The sequence below is a fragment of the Nocardia sp. NPDC050793 genome (genome assembly GCF_040654065.1).
Lineage (GTDB): Bacteria > Actinomycetota > Actinomycetes > Mycobacteriales > Mycobacteriaceae > Nocardia.
In genome coordinates this window covers 723,868-738,565 of the sequence record NZ_JBFAHG010000004.1, presented here as the reverse complement: position 1 = coordinate 738,565, position 14,698 = coordinate 723,868, and the positions used below count along the sequence as shown (strand labels likewise).

Annotated in this window: 11 protein-coding genes; 7 read left to right on the top strand and 4 right to left on the bottom strand. The window is 71.7% G+C overall.

Annotated features, from left to right (window positions below; all coding sequences use genetic code 11):
* Positions 1-2: 2 nt before the first annotated feature.
* Complete coding sequence (nudC, locus tag AB0H50_RS18005; protein ID WP_357453347.1) at positions 3-902, bottom strand: NAD(+) diphosphatase; 900 nt, start codon at positions 900-902, stop codon at positions 3-5.
* Between the two features lie 25 nt (positions 903-927).
* A complete protein-coding gene (locus AB0H50_RS18000) occupies positions 928-1,992 on the bottom strand; it encodes a potassium channel family protein (protein ID WP_357453344.1) in 1,065 nt (354 codons plus the stop codon).
* Positions 1,993-2,134: 142 nt separating this feature from the next.
* Here AB0H50_RS18000 and AB0H50_RS17995 point away from each other — a divergent pair, with 142 nt between their 5' ends.
* Positions 2,135-2,533: a hypothetical protein gene (locus tag AB0H50_RS17995; protein WP_357453342.1), complete on the top strand. Its 399-nt coding sequence runs from the start codon at positions 2,135-2,137 to the stop codon at positions 2,531-2,533.
* Here AB0H50_RS17995 and AB0H50_RS17990 read toward each other — a convergent pair.
* The gene (locus AB0H50_RS17990) at positions 2,519-6,139 is read right to left on the bottom strand and encodes a UvrD-helicase domain-containing protein (RefSeq protein ID WP_357453339.1); all 3,621 of its coding nucleotides are present in this window, start codon (positions 6,137-6,139) and stop codon (positions 2,519-2,521) included. The genes AB0H50_RS17995 and AB0H50_RS17990 overlap by 15 nt on opposite strands.
* The gene (locus tag AB0H50_RS17985) at positions 6,136-9,771 is read right to left on the bottom strand and encodes an ATP-dependent DNA helicase (protein WP_357453336.1); all 3,636 of its coding nucleotides are present in this window, start codon (positions 9,769-9,771) and stop codon (positions 6,136-6,138) included. Before AB0H50_RS17985 ends, AB0H50_RS17990 begins: the two co-directional genes overlap by 4 nt.
* A gap of 172 nt (positions 9,772-9,943) precedes the next feature.
* Between AB0H50_RS17985 and AB0H50_RS17980 the strand changes: the two genes are divergently transcribed.
* The 6 genes from AB0H50_RS17980 to AB0H50_RS17955 all read left to right on the top strand — a co-directional run bounded on the left by AB0H50_RS17980 (position 9,944) and on the right by AB0H50_RS17955 (position 14,637).
* Complete coding sequence (locus tag AB0H50_RS17980; RefSeq protein WP_357453333.1) at positions 9,944-10,720, top strand: alpha/beta hydrolase; 777 nt, start codon at positions 9,944-9,946, stop codon at positions 10,718-10,720.
* Positions 10,721-10,797: 77 nt separating this feature from the next.
* Complete coding sequence (locus AB0H50_RS17975; RefSeq protein ID WP_357453330.1) at positions 10,798-11,118, top strand: MGMT family protein; 321 nt, start codon at positions 10,798-10,800, stop codon at positions 11,116-11,118.
* A gap of 9 nt (positions 11,119-11,127) precedes the next feature.
* The gene (locus AB0H50_RS17970; RefSeq protein ID WP_357453327.1) at positions 11,128-11,871 is read left to right on the top strand and encodes a VOC family protein; all 744 of its coding nucleotides are present in this window, start codon (positions 11,128-11,130) and stop codon (positions 11,869-11,871) included.
* A gap of 96 nt (positions 11,872-11,967) precedes the next feature.
* A complete protein-coding gene (locus tag AB0H50_RS17965; protein WP_357453324.1) occupies positions 11,968-13,707 on the top strand; it encodes an NTP transferase domain-containing protein in 1,740 nt (579 codons plus the stop codon).
* Between the two features lie 125 nt (positions 13,708-13,832).
* Positions 13,833-13,994 carry a hypothetical protein gene (locus tag AB0H50_RS17960; RefSeq protein ID WP_357453321.1) on the top strand — a complete coding sequence of 54 codons (162 nt, stop codon included), beginning with the start codon at positions 13,833-13,835 and terminating at the stop codon, positions 13,992-13,994.
* 295 nt (positions 13,995-14,289) lie between these two features.
* A complete protein-coding gene (locus AB0H50_RS17955) occupies positions 14,290-14,637 on the top strand; it encodes a DUF1330 domain-containing protein (protein WP_357453318.1) in 348 nt (115 codons plus the stop codon).
* Positions 14,638-14,698 lie beyond the last annotated feature (61 nt).

Here is a 14,698-nt window from a genome sequence, read left to right as displayed (position 1 = left end):
GCTCAGTCCAGCGCTGCCCACGATTCGACGATCGTGCGGGCGATCGAGATGGAACCGGGAAGCAGCAGTCGCACGCCTTCCCGCTGGCCCGACCAGTCTCCGGCAGTGAGCGCCTCGCGCACTTCGGCCCTGGTGAACCAGTGCGCCTCGGCGATCTCGCCGTCGGAGAAGGCCAGCGGCTGCTCCGGGTCGGCGACCGCGGCGAACCCGAGCATCAGCGATCTCGGGAACGGCCACGGCTGACTGCCCAGGTAGTGGATGTCGCGGACGTCGAGACCGACCTCCTCGCGCATCTCGCGCGCCACACAGCGCTCCAGCGACTCGCCCGCTTCGACGAATCCGGCGAGCAGCGAGAACAGCGTCTTCGGCCAGGTGTGCTGGCGCGCGAGCAGCACCCGGTCGCCGCCGTCGTGGATCAGGCAGATGACGGCCGGGTCGATACGCGGGAATTCCTCGTGCCCTGTCGCGGTGACCCGCGACCAGCCGCCCTTGGTCGAAGCGGTCGTGCTCCCGTCGTACGCGCTGAAGCCCGACTTGTCGTGCCAATTCAGCAGGGCCATGGCGGTGGAGAGCAGGCCGGCGGTGAAATCGTCCAGCTCGCCCGCGACGACGCGCAGGTCGGTGAGCGCGCCGGCGAGTTCGTCGTCACGCACCGCCCACAGGTGCCTGCCGTCGCCGACGCCGAGGAACACCGCCGCCGGGCTCGGCTCCGCGGACAGCTCCACGGCCGCGTCCAACACCAGTGCGCCGCCCTCGAAACGCACCTGACCGCGGCGGTTCACGCGGAGTAGCCCGGCCTTTGCCCACCCCTCCTTCAGCGCGTTCTCGTCCGCGCGGATCTCCTCGGCGCGATCGACCGCGGCACGGGACAGCAGTGGGATGGCGTTCAGCTGAAATGACACGCTTCGAGACTACTTCCGAACGGTGTCACTTCGCCGCCCGCCGGATGAAGAGCAGTTTGTCGCCCGCCTCGATCGCGTCCACTTCCGGCTCGCCGACCCGGATCAGCTCGCCGCCGCGCACCACGCCGAGCACGATATCGCTGAGATGCCGTGGGGAGCCGCCGATCTCGCTCGCTTCGACCTCGCGCTCGGCCACCGCGAAACCCTGTTCCGGGGTCAGCAGGTCTTCCATCATCTCCACCACGGTCGGGGTTGTGGTGGCGATGCCGAGCAGGCGACCCGCGGTCTCCGAGGAGACCACCACCGAGTCCGCGCCGGACTGGCGCAGCAGGTGGGTGTTCTCCGCCTCGCGGATGGCGACCACGATCTTGGCCTTCTTGTTCAGCTCGCGGGCGGTCAGGGTGACCAGCACCGCGGTGTCGTCGCGATTGGCGGCGACGATCACGGCGGCGGCGTTATGTGCGCTGGCCAGCCGCAGCACGTCGGACTGGGTGGCCGATCCGTGCACGGTCACCAGGCCCGCGTTGGCGGCTCGCTCCAGCGCGACCGTGTCGGTGTCGACCACCACGATCTCCGCGGGGTGCACGCCGTCGCCGAGCATGGCGTCGATGGCGGTACGCCCCTTCGTGCCGTATCCGACGACCACGGTGTGATTACGCACGCTGCGCCTCCAACGCTGAATCTTGAATGCCTGACGGGACCGTTCGGTGAGCACGCTGATGGTGGTACCGACGAGCACAATGAGAAAGAGGACGCGCAGCGGGGTGATGATGATGATGTTCGCCAGCCGCGCCTCGGGCGAAGCCGGGGTGATGTCGCCGTAGCCGGTGGTGGACAGCGACACCGTCGCGTAATAGAAGGCGTCGAGGAAGGACAGTTCGTCGCCGGTGTTGTCGCGGTAGCCCGCCCGCCCGAGGTACACCACCATCGCCGCGGTGAACAGCAATGCGATGGCGAACGCGATCCTGCGGCTCAGCGAGACCCACGGGCTGATCTGCGTCTCGGGAATCCGCAGCAGACCGACGAGCGCGAAGTCCGGACGCGTCGACAGGCCGACCCTCGCCGCGCGATCTCCGAAATCACCGGGCATCGTTCGCACCCACCCGCCCGTTCGCCGCGCGGTCCATCTCCGGCACTGTTTCTCCCTCCGGCACAGCACGGGAGCCTACCGGGTGTACATCACACCGCCGGGACTCGACGCGAACACTCGGTGAATGCCAGGGTGAGTACTCATGGCAGACATTCGACCGACCACCGGAGACGGCAGGCGGCCCGCACTGTTGCTGGCGGCCCTGCTGTTCGGTAGCGGGGTCATGCACTTCGCGAAGCCCAAGTTCTTCGACTCCATCGTGCCCAGGGTGCTGCCCGGCCGGGCCCGCGACTACACCTACGCGTCGGGCGTCGCCGAGCTGGGCGTGGCCGCCACGCTCGCGATGCCGAGCACCAGGCGCGTCGGCGGACGGCTCGCGGCGCTGGTGTTCATCGCTGTGTTCCCGGCGAACGTGCAGATGGCCCTCGACGTGACGCGCAGCGAGAAGGCTTCGCCGGTGCTGAAGATCGGTACCGTGCTCCGGCTTCCGTTGCAGATCCCGCTGGTCACCACGGCGCTGAAAGTTTCACGCCGGAGCTGAAGTTTCGCTTCGATCGTCCTGTCTGGCGGGCGCGGCCGAACGGATCAGCGCGGCCAGCTCCTCGGGTCCGGGCAGCTCGGCGGGCGCGATGGTGCGTCCCGAACGCACATAATGGAAAGCGGCGCCGATCTTTTCCAGCATCTCGCGTTCCGTTCCGCCGTGCCTGGCGGCCATCAGGCGGGCCCAGGCCAGCCGGTAGATGGCCAGCTGCATGGCCACGGCAGGTTCGTCGGCGGGACCTGGTTCGGCGCCGGTCTTCCAGTCGACCACGGTCCAGCCGCCGCCCGGCTCGGCGAACACCGCGTCCATCCGGCCGCGGATCACGGTCCCCGCGATCGAGGTCTCGAAGGGCACCTCCACATCGAGCGGACTGCGGTGCGCCCACGGCGAATTCAGGAACGCGTCCTGCATCCTGGCGAGTTCGGCGTCGACGCTCGCGTCGTGCGGATCGGGTTCGCCCGCGCCGGGAAGTTCGTCGAGCCCGAGCAGCCTGGTGCCCGCGAACCAGCGCTGCACCCAGGCGTGGAACGCGGTGCCGCGCCGGGCGAGCGGATTCGGCGGGTACGGCAGCGGACGGCGCAGGCGCCGAGCCAGTTTCGCCGGATCGGCGCGCATCTCCACCAGGGCGGTGGCCGGGATCTGGCCGGGCAGTTCCACCTCTTGGGCCGCGGCGAGGCCCGCCTCGTGCTCGGCGAGCAGGGCGTCCACGTCGGCGGCCCAGCCCTCCGGATCGTCCGGGTCGGCGGCCTGCTCCCCGGGGACGAATTCGTCCGGCGGCGGCTCGAAATCGTCGGGGAACGGGGCGAAATCGTAGGTCGGCGAGAGGAGTTCGTCGACCGAGAACAAGGCGTCGGGTTCCGCCGTGGGTTGCACGCTCGGCGCGAGCCCAGCGGGACGGGCGCCAGTGGCGGGCGTTCCCGCAGCGGCTCGCGCGTCGGCGGGCTGGACGCGCAGATCCGCCAGCGCGGAGCGGACCAGGGCGGCGCCCTGCTCGATCGAATCGCGGCGGGGCCCGAGCGGGTCGCGGGGCCACTCGGCGGTCGCCGGATTGTCGGTGAACGGATTGACCGCGTCGACCTCGGGCGGATCGTCCCATCTGGAGATGTCGAGCACGCCGAACGCCGGCCCGTCGGCCGACTCGCTCGCGTTCTTCAGTTCCAGCAGGAAGTCCGACGGCCCCTTCGGAGTGGAGCCGGTCTCGGCCCAGTGATGCGCCGAAACCAGCAGCACCCGTTCGGTTCTGGTGAGCGCGACGTAGAACAGCCGCCGTTCCTCGTCGAGTCGCCTTCGGTCCAGCGCCGACTTGTGCGCCTTGATGGCGGCCTCCAAGTCGGCCCGGTCGTACAGATCCGCGAGATCGAGGACCGGGACGCCCTCGGCGGCGTCGTCCTGGATGCGGTCGCCGCGCAGCGAGGTGGGCAGCTCGGCCAGCGCACCGAGCCACGTCGCCGAGGCGGCGCCGGAGGGAAACACCCCGCGCACCACGTGCGGCACCGCGACGATCTCCCACTCCAGTCCTTTGGCCGCGTGCACCGTCAGCACCTGCACGCGATCCTTGGCCACCTCCACCTCGCCCGGCTCCAGCCCGTTCTCGACCGACTCGGCGGCGGCGAAGAACGCGAGCAGACCGGTCAGCGAGGCGCCGGTGTCGGCGGCGTAGCCCGCCACCACCTCGGCGAACGCGTCCAGGTGTTCGCGGCCGGCTCCGGTACCGGCCATGGCGCGGCGCGCCTGGGTCTCGACGCCGACGCCGATGGTGCGCTCCACGTCGGACACGAGCTCGACCAGCGGCTGGCCGCTGCGTTCCCGCAGGGCGGCGAGTTCCCGGCCGAGCGCCTCGATGCGGGTGTAGCCGGAGGCCGAATAGTTCTCCCGCGGACCGGGATCGGCGAGCGCGTCGGCCAACCCCGCCTGTTCGGCCGGTTCCGGGGCCACCTCGCGCAACGCGGCGGCGAGCGCGGCGCCGTCGGTGATCTCGTCGGTCTCGCCGCCCGACAGTCTGCTGATGGACAGCTCCCTGGCGCGGCGGGCCAGAGCGGCGAGGTCGGCGACACCGATGCGCCAACGTGCTCCGGTGAGCACGCGCACGGCCGCGCTCCCCGCGGCGGGTTCGGCGATCAGGCGCAGGGTGGCGACGATGTCGGCCACCTCCGGCGTGGCGAGCAGGCCGCCGAGGCCCACGATCTCCACCGGAAGCCCTCGGTCGCGTAGGGCTTCCGCGAGCGGGGCAGCATCGGCATTGCGGCGCACCAGGATCGCCGAGGTCGGTGGCGGCTCTCCGGCGGCGTGTCGCGCCGACCATTCGGCGGCGATCCGCTCGGCGACCCAATCCCGTTCGTCCGCGACGGTTTCGGTGAGCGCCACCGCGACCACGCCGGATTCCGCGTTCGGCTTGGCGCGCAGCGCGTCGACGGTGACGCCGCCCGCGTCGAGCGCGGTGCGGCGCAGCGGCTCGGCGACCAGATTGGCCAGGGCGAGGGCCTCGGGCGGATTGCGCCAGCTGGTCAGCAGCGGCAGGATCGGCGCGGGCACGCCGGGCGCCAACGGGAAGTCGGTGGCGAAGCGGGGCAGGTTGGCCGCGGACGCGCCGCGCCAGCCGTAGATGGACTGCATCGGGTCGCCGACCGCGGTCACCGCCAAACGCATTGCGGCGCGGCCCGATTCATCGCGCGACTGGGACGCCGGGGGCGTCTTGCCGCCGAACAGCGCGGCCAGCAGGATGCGCTGGGCGTGGCCGGTGTCCTGGTACTCGTCGAGCAGCACCAACCGGAAGCGCCCTCGCTCGGCGGTGGCCACCTCCTGATGCTCGGCCGCGAGCCGCGCGGCCAGCGACATCTGGGCGCCGAAATCCAGTGCGCCGCGGCGGCGCAGCGCCGCGGCCAACTGCTGGACCAGCGGCAACAGCGCCACTCGTTCGCGCTGCACCTGCACGATGGACAGCAGCGCCTGGCTCGGCCCGCCGCGCTGCCGCGGACCGGCGGGCAGGGTGTGTACGAGCTTCTCCAGCTCGGTGTGCGCCTCGGCGAGCTGTTCGGCCTCCACCAGGTGTTCGGCGAGCTGACCGGAGAGCGCGAGCACCGCCTCGGTGACCGAGACCGGGGTGCGGTCGGTGTCCAGGTCACCGTCCCATGCCCGCACCACCTGGTGCGCGAGCTGCCACAGCTGGGTCTGGGTGAGCAGCGTGGCCGACGGCTCCACCGGAAGCAGCAGGCCGTGCTCGGTGAGCAGCCGCCCCGCGTAGGAGTGGTAGGTGCTGATCTCGGGCTCGGCCCCGGAGAGCTGCGCGCGCAACTCCCCTGACGCGTCCAGCTCGCGCAGCAACGGCGAACCCGCCAGCCGCGCCAACCTGGTGCGAATGCGAGCGGTCAACTGCTGGGCCGCTTTTCGCGTGAAGGTCAGGCCGAGCACCTGATCGGGCAGCACCAGCCGATTGGCCACCATCCACACCACGCGCGCGGCCATCGTCTCGGTTTTACCCGCACCCGCGCCCGCGACCACCAGCGTGGGTCCGGGCGGGGCGGCGATCACCGCGGCTTGTTCATCGGTCGGGGGTGGCAGGCCGAGCGCCTCGGCGATCCGCTGAGGCGTCACGGCGGGGTGACTCACTCGTCGGTCACCTGCCTTCCGGTGTCCTGCACCGGACAGCTGCCCGCCACCGCGCAGTGACGGCAGCCGTCGTTACGCATGGCGAGGTAGCTCGGGCCGCGGGTGGACGCGGCGGCATCGTGGATCGTCGTTCGCCACTTGTCGAGCGCCTCGGGATCCAGCGGCTCCTGCATGCGCTGGGTGGCGCCCTCTTTGCTGCTCGGCTTGGCCACGTACACCAGACGGGCACCGCCCGGCGCCCCGACGGACGCGGATTCCGTTGGCGTCTCGCCGCTCTCGGCGGGGTCCGATCCGTCGAGAGCGCCGAGCGCGGCAGCGACCTGGTAGGTCGCCAGCTGCGCGTGGTCGGCGGCGGCCTGCTTGCTGATGGGGGTCTTGCCGGTCTTCACGTCGACGATCACGAAGCGGCCCATGGCATCTCGCTCCAGCCGGTCCACCCGGCCCTTGATGCGCACCGGCGGTTCGTCGTCCCCGCGCGGCGGCAACACGCAGTCGACGGGCACCTCGACACCGGCCTGGGTGAGTTCGCCGCGGGTGTTGCGCACCCAGGCCATGAACGTCTCCAGCATCGCCTCGGTGCGCCGCAGCTCTTGGCGGGAATGCCAGCCGGTGCCGGGATCGATGGCCTGCCACGCCCGGTCCAGCGCCGCCCGCACCTGCGCCTCCGGGACCTTGCCCGCCAGCGCCTGCACCAGGGTGTGCACCAGATTGCCCTTGACGGCGTGCGGATTGTCGCCGTCGGTGCCGCCGTGCCGTTCCAGCGCCCAGCGCAGCGGGCAGGTGCGCAGCAGTTCCACGGTGGACGGCGACAGCGCGACCGCGGTCTCCTCGTCGTCCCACAGCGGGCGCGCCGAGCTGAGTTCGACGGTGCCGTACCACTCCTCGGGATGGGTGCCGCGCACCCCGGCGTGCGCCAACCTGGCCAGCTGGTGCGCGGCCCTGCGGCGGCGCTCCGGGTCGGCCTCGGCGTCACAGACCACGCCGCGCAACTCGGCCACCAGCGAATGCATGACCAGCGCGCGACCTGGATCGGCGACCGGCAGTGCGCCCGGCTCGGTGTCGTCGTCGTGCCCGAGCAGCTCGGACAGAAAGCGGGATGGCACCAGATCCCGTTCGCCCGAGACGGATTCGACCGCGGTCACCAACAGCGAGCGCCTGGCCCTGCTGCACGCGACGAGCAGCAGCCTGCGCTCCTCGGCCAGGATCGGCGCGGCGCGGCTGACCTGTTCGCCCACCAGGCCGATGCCCGCGCTGAGGTCGACCAGATCCTCGGTGTGCAGCAGGGTGCCGCGCGGCCGTGGATTGGGCCAGATGCCCTCCTGCACGCCCGCGACCGCGACCACGTCCCACTCCCGGCCCGCCGCTGCGTGCGCGCTGATCAGGGCTACGGCCTCCCCCGGCGCGGTCAGCGGTGCGGTGTCCTGCGGGATCTCCTGCTGGAGAAGGTATTCCACGAAGCCCTCGATACCGGCGCGGGGAATACGGTCGACGTAGGCCGCCGCGGCGTCGAACAGTCCGACGGCGGCGTCGAGGTCACGGTCGGCCTGCATGCCGACCGCGCCGCCGCGTTCGGACTGCGCCACCCAGCGCCGTTCCAGGCGGGAAGCGGTCCACAGCGCCCAGAGCACGTCCTCCAGGCCGGTGGCCCGCCTGCGCGCCTTGCGGCCGCGGTCCAAGGCGTCGAGCACGCGGTGCAGTGGCGCGGCCTCGACGTCGGTGAGACGGTCGATGATCGCCCGATCGCCGATGCCGACGAGCAGATCGCGCAGTACCTCGGCCGACGACTGCTCGAGCAGCGTGGGATGTACGGTGTCGCCGCGGTTTTCGTCGCCACCGGCGTCGTCGGACACGGTTCCGTTACCGGCTTCACCGCCGGTGTCCGGACGCTCGTCGCCGGGGCGGCTCGGCACGTAGCTGTCGTCGGCGTGCTCGGCGACCTCCAAACCCCACTCGAGATCGGCTTCCCGCCACTCGGATTCGCTGACGACCCAGTCCGGATCGGCGGCGGTCCACTCGGGTTCGGCTGGGCTCCAGTCCGATTCGGTGTCGTTCGCCTCCGCCCACGCTTGCCCCTCGGCCTTTTTCGCCGCTTTGCGCTCCACCTCCAGCACCGCGCGCCGAACACCCCGGCGCAAGCGCCGAAGGGTGATCTGGTCCGCGCCGCCCAGTGGGCCGGAGAGCAGATCCAGCGCGTCCTCGGCGCAGAACATCGTCTCCCCCGCCCGCCGCGACCGTTCGCCCGCGAGCAGCGCGCGCAACGCCAGCAGCATCCAGGCCGCACCGCGCCGCCTGGCCAGCGGCACGTCCAGCGCGGGTTGCCGCACCGGCACGCCCGCCGCGAGCAGCGCGCGCCGCAGCGGGGCGAGGGAGAGCGGCACCGAGCGGACGATCACGGCCATCTCGGACCAGGGCACACCGCCGGTGAGATGGGCGCGCCGCAAATGATCGGCGATCAGCGCCGCCTCTTTCGCAGGCGTGGCGAGCACGCGGACACGGACCGCGGCGCCGTCGTCCTGCTGCGTCGCCTCGGGGTCGGGCAGCGGAAACCGTTGCGGCGCACTGCCCGGCAACCTGGCCGCGACCCGCGCGACGGCCAGCCGCACCTGGGCGCCGGATCGGTGGTTGTGCCGCAACACGATGCGCCGCTCCTCCGGCGCACCGGGATCGGCGGCGAACCGGGGGTCGGCGCCGCGGAAGGCGAAGACGCCCTGATCCGGATCGCCCGCGACGACCGCGCAGTGCGCCGCGGCCCCGATCACGCGGACCAGGGTCGCGGCCTGCGGATCGAGGTGTTGCGCGTCGTCGACCAGCAGGTAGTCGATCCTGGACCGTTCGGCGGCAAGCAGATTCGGATCGCCTGCCAGCGCGTCGAGTGCCGCGCCGATCAGTTCCGCGGCGTCCAGCGCCGGGGCGGTGGCCTCCGGCGCCTCGACGCCGACCGACCAGCGCAGCAGCATGGCCTGCTCGTAGCGTTCCGCGAAGCGGCCCGCCGCCACCCACTCCGGCTTGCCGTGTTCGCGGCCGAGCGCGATCAGATCCTCCGGGCCGACGCCGCGTTCGGTGGCCCGCAGCATGAGATTGCGCAACTGCTCGGCGAACCCGGCGAGGCCGAGCGCGGGCTGCAACCGCTCCGGCCACAGATCGGTCGCGCCGCCCGCGATGTCGGCGAGGTCGCCGCGCAGCATCTCGCGTAGCACGGCATCCTGCTCGGCACCGGTCAGCAAACGCGGCGGCGGGTTGCCGTGCGCGGCCGCGTGCCTGCGCAGCACGGCGAACGCGTAGGAGTGCAGGGTGCGCACCAGCGGTTCCCTGGTCGCGCCGGGCACGCCGCCCTCGTCGTCGGGGCCTGCGCTGATCGATCGCGCGGTGACGGCGTCGCGCACCGCGGAGGCCGCCTGCTTCGAATGGGTCAGGAGCAGCACCGATTCCGGATCGGCTCCGGCCGCGATGCGGGTGGCCGCCAGATCGGTGAGCAGCGCGGTCTTACCGGTCCCCGGGCCGCCGAGCACCTGCCACGGCCGCCATCCCGCGGGCGCGGGCGCGGCGCCCGCGATCGCCTCGAGCAACGGGCGCACCTCGGCGCCCCAGAGCCGCGCCCGGGGTGTCGTTGCGTTCCGGCGAACAAGTCGCACCGCGCTATCCGATCGCACCACGTGGGCTATTGCAACAGACAGGGCCGACACGCCGTAGGCCCGCTCCGGCCGGACGTTGTCCACGTCACGGCCACCTCCGCGACACCGGGACATCGCAGGCACCGGCGGCCCAACCGAGCGGACGAGCCGTCCGACCCGACAGAATGGGCCGGTGTCGACTCTCCACGTTCACCGCTTCGGTCCCGCCGCAGGCCCGACCGTGCTCGCCCTGCACGGTCTGACCGGGCACGGCCACCGCTGGGCCGCGCTGGCCGCCGAGCACCTGCCCGATATCCGCGTCGTGGCGCCGGACCTGCGCGGACACGGCCGATCGACGGCGCTGCCGCCGTGGGACTTCGAGACCGTGGTCGCGGACCTCGTCGACCTGCTCGCCGCAGAGACCGACGGATCGGTGCTGGTCGTGGGCCATTCCTTCGGCGGCGCGGTCGCCGTGCACCTGGCCGCCCGCCATCCGGAGCTGGTGCGCGGGCTCGTCCTGCTCGATCCCGCGATCGCGGAGGAAGCGGGCCTGCTCGCCGACATCGCGGCCAGGACCGTCGCGCACCCCGACTACGCCGATGTCGACCATGCGCGCCGGGACAAACTCGCCAGCGCCTGGCACGACGTCGAACCCCGGCTGCTGGAGGCCGAGCTCGCCGAGCACCTGACGCCCACCGAGCACGGCCGGGTCGGCTGGCGGCTGAGCCTGCCCGCCGTCATTTCCTACTGGGGCCAGCTGGCCCGCGCGTTCGTGCTGCCGCCCGCCGACGTGCCGACGGTGCTCGTGCAGGCGATGAAGGTACAGCCGCCGTTCGTGACGCCCGAGTTCCGTGCCGCACTCGCCGCGCATCTGGGACCGCGGCTGACCGTGCACGAATTCGACTGCGACCACATGGTGGCCCAGGCCCGGCCGGCCGAGACCGCCGCCCTGATCCGCGCGGCCCTGTAGTCATTCCGGCCCAGAGGGAGCCCTTCCGCTCCGCGCCTGCTGTTGACGGCCCCCGCTCGGCGAGGCACATTTGTCCGGTGCCGACCTCCGACGCCGATATCGAGCGGGTACGCGAGCTCGTCGCGAGCATTCCCTCCGGCAAGGTCGCCACCTACGGCGACATCGCCGCGGCGGTCGGGCTGTCCACTCCCCGCACGGTCGGCTGGATCATGCGCACCGACGCCGCGGACCTGCCGTGGCACCGAGTGCTCGGCGCGGGCGGCAAGCCCGCCGCCCACCTGGCAGGCCGCCAGCTGCGGCTGCTCGCGGCCGAGGGCGTGCCGATCAGTGACGGGCGGGTGGATCTGCGCGCGGCTCGTTTCCGGTTTCCCGAACTTCCGGATCCGCCAAGGCGTTAACGTGGAATCATGTCCACCCGCCTGGCGTGTGTCGTCTTCGATGCGCAGCGGCCGCGCGTCGTCGCGGAGTTCTGGGCGCAGCTGCTCGGCTGGTCGGTGACCGTCGACCGGGCCGACCGGGTCGACGTCGCGGCGCCCGACCCCGACGGCCTGGACATCGCGCTGACCTTCCTGCCCGCCGACACCGCGAAGAGCGGCAAGAACCGCCTGCACCTCGACCTGGCCAGCCGTTCGCTGGACCATCAGCGCGTCCAGGTGGACCGGGCGCTGGTGCTCGGGGCGCGGCGCGTCGACATCGGGCAGGGCGGAGCGCCGTGGGCGGTGCTCGCGGACCCGGAGGGCAACGAATTCTGCGTACTGGAACCGCGGGAGCAGTACGTGGACACCGGCGCGGTGGCGGCCATTGTGATGGACACCCACGAACCGGTGCGGCTCGCTCGGTTCTGGTCGGCCGCCTCGGGCTGGCCGGTCGCGCATTCCGGCCCGCACGTGGCGGGGCTGCGTTCCGCGACTGGGCTGGGGTCCTGGCTGGAGTTCGTCCGCACCCCGGACGTGAAGAGCGGACGCAACCGGCTGCACCTCGATCTCGCGGCGTTCCCCACCGACGATCCCGCGCGCGAGGCGGAGCGGCTGCTGGCGGCGGGCGCCATCCCGCTCGGCGACACCGGCAGCGCGCCGAACACTGTGTTCGCCGACCCCGAGACGAACGAGTTCTGCCTGCTGCGCCGTTCGCCCGACCTGTCGCGGGTCTGAGCGCGGGATCGCCCCGCCGACGGGCTGCCTGCGCCGGGGCCCCAGCGCCCGAATTAGCATTTCGGACATGGTGTACCTCGCTGCGGAGCCAATCCGGTGACAGCCGCCGACGCGATCGTGCTCGCGGGCGGACGGGCCAGCCGCATGGGCGGGGTGGACAAACCCGCCATCGTGATCGGCGGCCGCTCGATGCTGGACGCCGCGCTCGCCGCGGTCGCGGGTCGCGGGCGCACCGTGGTCGTCGGACCGCACCGGCCGGAGCTGAATCCGGAGATCCGTCAGGTCCGCGAGGTGCCGCCGGGTTCGGGTCCGGTCGCCGCGATCGATGCCGGGCTGCGCGCGCTGGCCGGTTCCACCGCGCCGCTCGTGGTGGTGCTTGCCGCCGACATGCCGTTCCTGACACCCTCGGCCATCGCCGAACTGCTCAGGCACGAAGCGGAATCCGGCGCCGAAGCCGTGTTCGCCGCCGACGAGTCCGGCCGCCCGCAATATCTGATCGGCGTCTGGCGGCGCTCAGCGCTCAGTTCCGCACTCGCCGAACTGGATTCGCTGATCAACCAGCCGATGAAGGCACTGGTGCCCGCCGACACCGTGATCGTCGGCCTGGCCGGTATCGCCGACTGCGACACCGAGGAAGAAGTGCGCATGGCGCGGGCACTGGCCGCGGACACCACGCCCATGACGCTCGATGAAGCGCGAAACACGCTGCGCGACAGTCTCACCCGGCTCACCGCCTACCGAACGGACCTGCCGAGCGTGCGCGGCGCCGCGCTGGCCGCGCCGCTCACCGCGGCGGACGCGCTGCCCCGCTTCGATGTGTCCGCGATGGACGGGTACGCCGTCGCGGGGGACGGACCGTGGCGGTTGCGCCGCGACATCGGCTTCGCGGGCGGACAGCGTCCGGTCGGTCTGCTGCCCGGCGAGGCGGTGCGCATCGCCACCGGCGCGCACGTGCCCGACGGCACCACCACCGTGGTCCGCGACGAGTTCGTGCGGGTGGACGCGCGGGAAACCCTGCACCGGCTACCCGGCACACCGATCCGTGAGGACATCCGCCGCCGCGGCGAGGACCGCGGCCCCGGCGACCTGGTCGCGCCGGAGGGCGCCCCGGTGACCGCCGCGCTGATCTCGGCGGCCGCCAGCGTCGAGGTCACCGAGGCGGCGGTGCGCGGCCCGGTCCGCGCGCGAATCGTGATGACCGGCGACGAGATCCGCAGCGAGGGCCCGCTGCGCACGGGGCAGACCAGGGACTCGATCGGTCCGATCCTGCCCGACCTGCTCGCAGGCTCGGGCATCCGCACCGTCGACCGGGTGCACCTGCGCGACACCCCCAACGGCTTCGACGAGGTCCTCGCCGCCGCCGACGATTGCGATCTGCTCGTCATCGTCGGCGCGACGGGCGGCGGCGCGGCCGATCAGCTGCGCGGCGCGATCGCGCGCGCCGAGGCCCGGATCCTGGTACCCCGCCTGCGGCTGCGTCCGGGCGGGTCCACCGTCGTCGCCGAAACACAGGACGGCACAACGATTCTCGGCCTGCCGGGGAATCCGTTCGCGGCCGTCGCCACGCTGCTCGCGCTCGCGCCCGCCATCGTCGAGGGGCGGACCGGAGCGCATCCGGCCCGCCCGCTGACCGGACCGCTGCACAATGCCGCCGACGTCTCGGGACCGGTCCCGCGCATCGTTCCGGCGCGCATCGCGCCCACCGGCGGCTGGATCGGCGATCCGACCGTGCGCACCGCCCATCTGGGCGGCCTCGTCGACCGCGACGGCCTCGTCGTGGTGCCCGCCGAGGCGTCCGACGGGATTTCCGTGGAATTCCTGGTCCTGCCGCTCTGAAAAAACGGCCGCCGACCGGGGCGTCTCTACATATTTTCGCTCTTCTCTTCCCCGATTGATTCCCGCTCGCTATCGTTGTTTGTCGTTAGGCGAAATCAAATCACTTCGGAAAGGACCGAGTGGAGATGGCTGAAAAGTCGAAGAAAACGCCTAAGAAAATGCCCAAGCAGATGCCGAGGCAGCAGCAACAGCAGCGCCAGGAGCAGGGCATGGGCCGGTCAGGGTCGAATCCCAACGAGCGCATGAACGAAGAGCGCGAGCAGGATCGACGTCGCGGCCAAAACTGAATGACTCCGAACTGCGTCTGCCGGTTTCTGCGGAACCGGCAGACGCGGTTTTTATTTTCCCACGTTTCCCAATTCGGACACCCAGCCGGAGTCCGATGCCTCTCACCCGGGTTTCGCGCACCCTGCGCCAAACTCTGGTAAGCCATACCTTTTCGATCGTCTACTGAAAAGATGGCAGTTCCCTCCTCGCGCGGTCCTTTTATTACCTCGCGGGTAATCGACGCGCGGCGCGGACGGCGATACGTTCGGCGCACCGCTCGACCCGCAGCGGCCCACCGCGTCGAAGGGATCGCTCATGTCCGCGTATGGCTTCGCCCATCTGCGCAGCCGCCGTCCACACCCGGAAATCCTGGAGTATCTGGAACGCATCCAGGACACCCTGGATCCGTTCGAGGGCCGGTTCGTGATCCACGGACCGCCGGTCGAGGTGGTGGAGGGAGACTGGCCGGGCAGCATGGTGCTGATCGAGTTCCCGGACATAGCGCGAGCCAGGGACTGGTATCACTCCCCGGCGTACCAGGCGATCCTGCGCCTGCGGGCCGATCACATCGACGGGGACCTGCTGCTCATCGAGGGCGTCGGCCCCGATTACGACCCGCGCGAACGGGCCGCGAAGCTGCGCGCGGAGTCCGCGGAGCACTGAGCCGGGTGTCGGTCACCGGGCCCGGTCGGATACCGTTTACCAGGCAGTATGCAGTTCTTCG

Coding starts and splice junctions, on each gene's coding strand:
- AB0H50_RS17960 (WP_357453321.1), top strand. CDS start 13,833: ATGGCTGAAAAGTCGAAGAAAACGCCTAAGAAAATGCCCAAGCAGATG.
- AB0H50_RS17955 (WP_357453318.1), top strand. CDS start 14,290: ATGTCCGCGTATGGCTTCGCCCATCTGCGCAGCCGCCGTCCACACCCG.
- AB0H50_RS18000 (WP_357453344.1), bottom strand. CDS start 1,992: ATGCCCGGTGATTTCGGAGATCGCGCGGCGAGGGTCGGCCTGTCGACG.
- AB0H50_RS17995 (WP_357453342.1), top strand. CDS start 2,135: ATGGCAGACATTCGACCGACCACCGGAGACGGCAGGCGGCCCGCACTG.
- AB0H50_RS17970 (WP_357453327.1), top strand. CDS start 11,128: ATGTCCACCCGCCTGGCGTGTGTCGTCTTCGATGCGCAGCGGCCGCGC.